Source organism: Streptomyces ipomoeae 91-03 (genome assembly GCF_000317595.1).
GTDB classification, from domain to species: Bacteria; Actinomycetota; Actinomycetes; order Streptomycetales; family Streptomycetaceae; genus Streptomyces; species Streptomyces ipomoeae.
In genome coordinates this window covers 62,625-69,704 of record NZ_AEJC01000627.1, presented here as the reverse complement: position 1 = coordinate 69,704, position 7,080 = coordinate 62,625, and the positions used below count along the sequence as shown (strand labels likewise).

At 72.8% G+C, this 7,080-nt stretch carries 2 protein-coding genes; both read left to right on the top strand.

The window, feature by feature from the left end; all coding sequences use genetic code 11:
• Window positions 1-6,585 (top strand): non-ribosomal peptide synthetase (locus STRIP9103_RS41025; RefSeq protein WP_048821929.1); only part of this gene is annotated, 6,585 nt, incomplete at its 5' end.
• Window positions 6,586-6,840: 255 nt separating this feature from the next.
• Window positions 6,841-7,050, top strand: a complete 210-nt coding sequence (locus STRIP9103_RS41020) for an MbtH family protein (protein ID WP_009338551.1) — start codon at window positions 6,841-6,843, stop codon at window positions 7,048-7,050.
• Window positions 7,051-7,080 lie beyond the last annotated feature (30 nt).

Below are 7,080 nucleotides of genomic sequence, written 5' to 3'. Positions count from 1 at the left end.
CCCCTGGTCGGCTACTTCGCCAACAACCTCGTCCTGCGCACCGACCTCACCGGCGACCCCGACTTCACCGAGGTGCTGCGCCGGGTGCGGGCCGCCGACCTGGCCGCCTACGCCCACCAGGACGTGCCGTTCGAGCGGCTTGTGGAAGCGGTCAACCCGGTGCGCTCCACCGCCCGGCACCCCCTGTTCCAGACCGGCCTGAACTTCAACAACGCCGACCAGCAGACGGCCCTCGACCTCGCCGTCGAACTGCCCGGACTGTCGGCGCGCGTGCAGCCGGTGGCCTCGCCGGCCGCCAAGTTCGACCTGTCGTTCTTCCTCACCGAGCGGCCCGAGGGCGGGGTGAGCGGGCTCCTGGAGTTCGCCACCGACCTGTTCGACCGCGACTCGGCCGCGCGGATCGCGGAGCGCTTCACCCGGCTGCTCACCGATGTCATCGCCGAACCCGGCCGCCCCGTGGGGGAGTTCGACGTCGTGGACGAGGACGAGCGGCGCCTGCTGCTCGCCGACTGGAACGCAACCGGCCACGAGGTGCCGACGCAGACCCTCACCGACCTGATCGAAGCCCAGGTGGCCCGTACGCCGGACGCCCCCGCCGTCGTCTTCGGCACGACCGAGCTGTCCTACGCCGAACTCGACGCCCGAGCCAACCGGCTGGCCCGGCACCTCACCGCCCTCGGCGCCGGTCCCGAGCGGTACGTCGCCGTACTGATGCCGGTCTGCGAGAACATCCCGGTGACCCTGCTGGCCGCCCTGAAGACGGGGGCCGGCTATCTGCCGCTGGACCCTGCGCACCCGGCCGACCGGCTTGCCTTCATGCTGGACGACATCGCACCGGCCGCGGTCGTCACCACGGCCGAACTGGCCGATGCCGTACGTCCGTTGACCGAAGCCCCGGTCGTCCTGGCGGACGATCCGACGATCGCCGAACAGCCGTCCGTCCCCCTCACCGGAGTGGTCCGTCGGCCCGAGCACGCCGCGTTCGTCATCTTCACCTCGGGCTCGACCGGGCGCCCCAAGGCGGTCGTCGTCGAGCACCGCTCACTCGTCGCCTACCTGGCGTGGGCGACGGCCGAGTACGCCAGCCTGCGTCGCCGTGTCCTGGTGCACTCGCCGATCTCCTTCGACCTCACCGCCACCGGCATGTTCGGCCCGCTGATCTCCGGCGGCACCGTGGAACTGGTCCGCTGGACATCGAGCGGCCCCGACCCGGACGCCCGCGTCACCCGGCCCGACTTCGTCAAGGCCACCCCCAGCCATCTGCACCTGCTCGGCGCGGTGCCCGAGGAGTACTCGCCCGAAGGCCAACTCGTCCTCGGCGGCGAGTCGTTGCTCGGCGACGTGCTGGACGCCTGGCGCGCCCGCCACCCCGGGGTGACCGTCCTCAACGAGTACGGCCCCACCGAGACCACCATCGGCTGCAGCCTGTTCCGCATCGAACCCGGCGACCCCGTGCCGCCCGGCGTCATCACCATCGGCACGCCCGCCTGGAACACCCAGATGTACGTGCTCGACTCCCGGCTGCGCCCGGCGCCCGTCGGCACCGCGGGCGAGCTGTACGTCGCGGGCGACCTCGTCACCCGCGGCTACCACGGCCGCCCCGGCCTGACCGCCGGACGCTTCGTCGCCAACCCGTACGGCCCGCCCGGATCCCGGATGTACCGCACCGGTGACCTGGCCCGCTGGACCGCCGCTGGACTGCTGGAGTTCGTCAGCCGCGTGGACGACCAGGTGAAGATCCGCGGCTTCCGCATCGAACTCGGCGAGGTGGAGGCCGTCCTGACGGCCCAGCCCGGCATCGACGCGGCCGCCGTCGTGGTCCGCGAGGACACCCCCGGCGACAAGCGCCTCGTCGCCTACGTCGTACCGGAGACGGACCGTCCGGCGGACCCGGCCGCCCTGCGCGCCGCCGCCGCTCAGGCCCTGCCCGACTACATGGTCCCCGCCGCCTTCGTCGTACTTCAGACCCTGCCGCTGACCGCCAACGGCAAGATCGCCCGCAAGGCGCTGCCCGCCCCGGACCTCAAGCCCGAGGGCTCGGGCCGACCGCCCGCCGAGGGCACGGAGCGGCGCGTGGCGGACCTCTTCGCGGCCGTCCTCGGCGTGCCCGACGTAGGCGCTGACGACGACTTCTTCCGCCTGGGCGGCCACTCCCTGCTCGTCGCACGGCTGGTCAACCGTGTCCGGGCCGACCTCGGCGCCGAGCTCTCCATCCGGGAGGTCTTCGAGCACACGACCGTCGCCGGACTCGCCGAGCTGCTGTCGGGCCGACCGACGCAGACCTCCCGGCCTCCGCTGGCCCGCCGGGAACGGCCCGAGCGGGTGCCCCTGTCGGCGGCGCAGCGCCGCATGTGGTTCCTCGACCGGCTCGACGGCCCGGCGCAGACATACACCATCCCCGTCGTGCTGCGGATGACCGGCACCCTCGACAGGGACGCCCTGCGCGACGCCTTCGGCGACCTGGTCCGACGGCACGAAGTGCTGCGCACGGTGATCGCCGAGGGCCCGGAGGGACCGCACCAGGTCGTCGTCGACACGGAACCGCACTTCGCGACCCGGTCGTACGACCCGGCCGACTTCGACGCGGGGATCGCGGAGGCCGCCCGGACGCCGTTCTCCTTGGACCACCAACTGCCCATCCGTGCCGTGCTGTTCACCGACGGGGACCGTGAACACGCCCTGCTGCTGCACCTGCACCACATCGCGGGCGACGGCGCCTCCATGCGGCCCCTCGCCGAGGACCTTTCCACGGCCTACGACGCCCGCCTCGCCGGCCGCACCCCCGACTGGGCCGCGCTGCCCGTCCAGTACGCCGACTACGCGCTGTGGGAGCGCGAACTGCCGTCCGACCGGGTTGACTTCTGGACGCGGGAGCTGGCCGGGATCCCCGACCAGATCGAGCTGCCCACCGACCGGCCCCGGCCCGCCGTCGCGTCCCAGCGCGGGGGCACGGTGCCCTTCACGGTCCCGGCCGGGCTGCGGGACCGTATCGCCGCGCTCGGCCGTGACCGGGGCGCCAGCGCCTTCATGGTGCTGCACGCCACGCTCGTCACCCTGCTGAACCGGCTGGGCGCCGGCGACGACATCGTGATCGGAACGCCCGTGGAGGGCCGCCCGGACACCGCGCTCGAAGGCCTCGTCGGGCTGTTCGCCAACACACTGGTGCTGCGCACCGACACCTCCGGCGACCCCACGTTCGAGGAACTGCTCGACCGGGTGCGAGCGGCGGACGTGGCGGCGTACGACCACACCGACGTGCCGTTCGAGCAACTGGTCGAGGTACTCAACCCAGCGCGTTCGCGCTCCCGGCACCCCCTGTTCCAGGTCATGCTGACGGTCAACCAGGAGGCGGTCGCACCCACGCTGCGCGGCCTTGAGGTGACCGTCGGGGACGTGGAAGGCGACCGCGCCAAGTTCGACCTGTCGCTGACGCTCGTCGAGAGCCGCGAGGGCGGCTGGTCCGGATCGGTCGAGTACGCCTCCGACCTGTTCGACCGCGCCACCGCCGAGCGCGTCGCAGCCCGCTATCTGCGCCTGCTCCAGGAGGTGACCGCCGACCCGTCGCGCCCCCTGCACGCCCTGCCCCTGCTCACCCCCGCCGAACGCGAGGACGCGCTCGTCCGCCGCAACGACACCGCCCGGCCGCTGCCGCCGGCGTCGCTGCCGGAGATGTTCGAAGCCCAGGTGGCGCGCACGCCGCACGCCGTGGCCGTCGTCGCGGACGGGACGGAGCGCTCGGACGGCACAGAGCGCTCGGACGGCACAGAGCGCTCGGACATCACGGCGCTGACGTACGACGAGCTGAACCGCCGCGCGAACCGGCTCGCCCGGCACCTTGTCGCGCTCGGGGCGGGGCCGGAGACCGTCGTCGCCGTGGTGCTGCCGCGCCGCCCGGACGTGGTCGTGGCCCTGCTCGCGGTCCTGAAGACCGGGGCCGCCTACCTGCCGATCGACCCGGCCAACCCCCGCGCGCGGATCGACGCCCTCGTCGACGACGCGGGCGCCGCGATCGTGCTCGACGAGGCCGCCGTCGCCGCCGCACCGGACATCTACGCGGACGACGACCTCGGCGTCCGGGTCCACCCCCACCAGGCCGCCTACCTGATCTACACCTCCGGATCGACGGGCCGCCCGAAGGGAGTGGTCGTCGAACACGGCTCGCTCGCCGCCTACTTGAGCGAGGCCGAGGCGATGTACCCGGCCGCCTCGGGCGAGTCCCTGGTCCACACCTCCCTCGCCTTCGACATGCCGGTGACCACACTGTTCACCCCGCTGATCACGGGCGGCCGGGTGCGGTTCGCGGACCTGGACGAGAACACACCCACCCCCGACCTGCTCAAGGTCACCCCGAGCCATCTACGGCTGCTGGAGTCGCTGCCCGACAGCGTCAGCGACGCCCGCAACCTGGTCATCGGCGGCGAGGCCCTCGACGGCACCGCCCTGCAGGCGTGGCGCGATCGGCACCCCAAGGCGGTGGTGATCAACGAGTACGGCCCGACCGAGGCGACCGTCGGCTGTGTCGTCCACCGGCTCGAACCGGACGACGACCTCACCGCGGGGCCGGTGCCCATCGGCCGCCCCATAGGCAACGCACGCGTCTACGTCCTCGACGACCACCTCCAGCCCGTCCCCGACGGCGTGTGGGGCGAGCTGTACCTCGCCGGCGCCGGACTCGCCCGCGGCTACGCCGGGCGGCCCGGCCAGAGTGCCGAACGGTTCGTCGCCGACCCGTACGGCCCGCCCGGCACCCGCATGTACCGGGTGGGCGACCGGGCCCGCTGGAACCGCGCCGGGGTGCTGGAGTACGCCGGACGCGTCGACGACCAGGTCAAGATCCGGGGCTACCGGATCGAGCCGGGCGAGATCGAGACCGCGCTGACCGCGCTCGACGGGGTGGCCCGAGCCGCCGTGATCGCCCGCGAGGACCGTCCGGGCGACCAGCGGCTGGTGGCGTACGTCGTCACCGAAACACCGCTGGCGCCCGATGAGTTGAAGGCCCGGCTCGCCACCGTCCTCCCCGCCCACCTCGTACCGTCCGCGTTCGTCGAGGTCGACGCGATCCCGCTGAACGCCAACGGCAAGCTCGACCGCAGGGCACTGCCCGCCCCGCCGGACACCGCCGCCGGTACCGGCCGGGCGCCGCGGACCGAACGGGAGGCCCTGCTGTGTGGGCTGTTCGCCGAGGTGCTGGGGGTGCCCGAGGTCTCCGCCGACGACGACTTCTTCGCGCTGGGCGGTCACTCCCTGCTCGCCACCCGTCTGGCGAGCCGGATCGGTGAGACGCTGGCGATCCGCTTCAGCCTGTCGGCGCTTCTCGAAGCACCGACCCCGGCGGGACTGGCCCGCCACCTCACGGAGGGCGGCCCGCACGCCGAGTCGTGGGTGCCGGACTCGGAAGCCGAGCTGAGTCCCGCCCTGCGCTTCACGTCCGGCACATCCCCCGCCGGCCCATCCGACGTGCCGCATGCCGACCCGCATGCCGGCGGTCCCCGGGAGATTCTGCTGACCGGGGCCACGGGGTTCGTCGGAGCCTTCCTCCTGGCCGAGTTGCTGCACCGGACATCGGCGCGGGTGCACTGCCTGGTCCGTGCGCGGACCGACACCGAGGCGGCCGAGCGGCTGACCGGGGTCATGCGGCGCTACGGCATCGACCTCGGGCCCACGCCGGACGAAACGCGGCTGAATGTCGTCCGGGGGGACCTGGCGGCAGTGGACCTCGGCCTCGACCCCTCGGACTGGGCCGGGCTGCGCGAGCGGGTCGACACGATCGTGCACAGCGGCGCACACGTCCATCACCTCTCGCCGTACGACCGGCTGAAACCGGCCAACGTGGAGGGCACCCGGACTCTGCTGCGCCTGGCCGCCGAAGGCCGGCCGAAGGCGTTCCACCACCTCTCCACCCTCGGTGTGTTCGGGCTCGGCCAGGACTCCCGGCTGGTCACGGAGGATTCACCGATCGACGGTGAGAAACACCCGTTCGGCAACGGGTACGCGGCCAGCAAATGGGTCGCGGACCGGCTCGTGGAGCGTGCCTTCGAGCGGGGGGCCACCGGCGGCATCCACCGCCTCGGCCGTATCTGGGCGCACACCTCGACCGGTGCCGTCAGTCCGGACGACATGTTCTCCCGACTGCTCACCAGTTGCGCCGCGCTCGGCTGCTATCCGACCGGACCGGATCTGGAGGAAGCGCTGCTCCCCGTCGATGTCCTGGCCCGCGCCGTCGTGGGGCTGATCCTGACCGGGACCGGCACCGCCCGTGTGCACCACCTCCACCACCCGCGCAGGGTCGGAGCCGGTGACTTCATGAGCGGCTACGACCGGATGCGTGGAACGGTCTCCGAACCGGTCCCGCTCACCGTGTGGCTGCACCGTCTGCGGCGCGCGAGCGAACGGGGACAGGACCTGCCGATCCTGCCCTACCAGGCGTATCTCGAAGAGCACGTGAGGAACGCACCGGACCCGCGGCAGCCGACCCTGGAGTTCGAGAACGACAGGACGCTCCAGCGGCTGCGGGACCTGGCGGTCGCGATCCCGGACATCGACGAAGCCGCGATCTCCCGCTACTGGGACTTCGTCGAACGGTGAGGCGAGCCGCGCGGACCGACCTCGGTGCCTCGGCTTCCTTCGAGCACACCTCCGGCCACTCGCACCGACCGCCGGTGGACGGCTCGTCCGCCACAGCGCTTTCGGCGCCACCGAGGCTCGGCCCGCCGCCCTCCACATCGACCTGACGACCGGCCACACCGCACCGCCCGGACCATCGGGCCGGAACCGTGGCCCAACTCCCCTGCACCGGGAGGCGAAGCGCCTCCCGGCTCCCGAAAGGAACACCGACCCGTCATGACCAACCCCTTCGAGAACCCCGACGGCACCTACCGGGTCCTCACCAACGACGAGGGCCAGCACTCCCTGTGGCCCGACTTCACCGCCGTACCCGCCGGCTGGACCACCGCCTTCGGCCCGGACAGCCGCACCACCTGCCTGGAGTACGTCGAACGCGAGTGGACCGACCTGCGCCCGGGGAGCCTCGTCCGGGCCATGGGCAAGTGACGCGGACGCAGCGGACGAAAGGAACACGCA

Bases quoted from the DNA above. Each gene is read 5' to 3' on its own strand.
- STRIP9103_RS41020 (WP_009338551.1), top strand. From the start codon at position 6,841: ATGACCAACCCCTTCGAGAACCCCGACGGCACCTACCGGGTCCTCACC.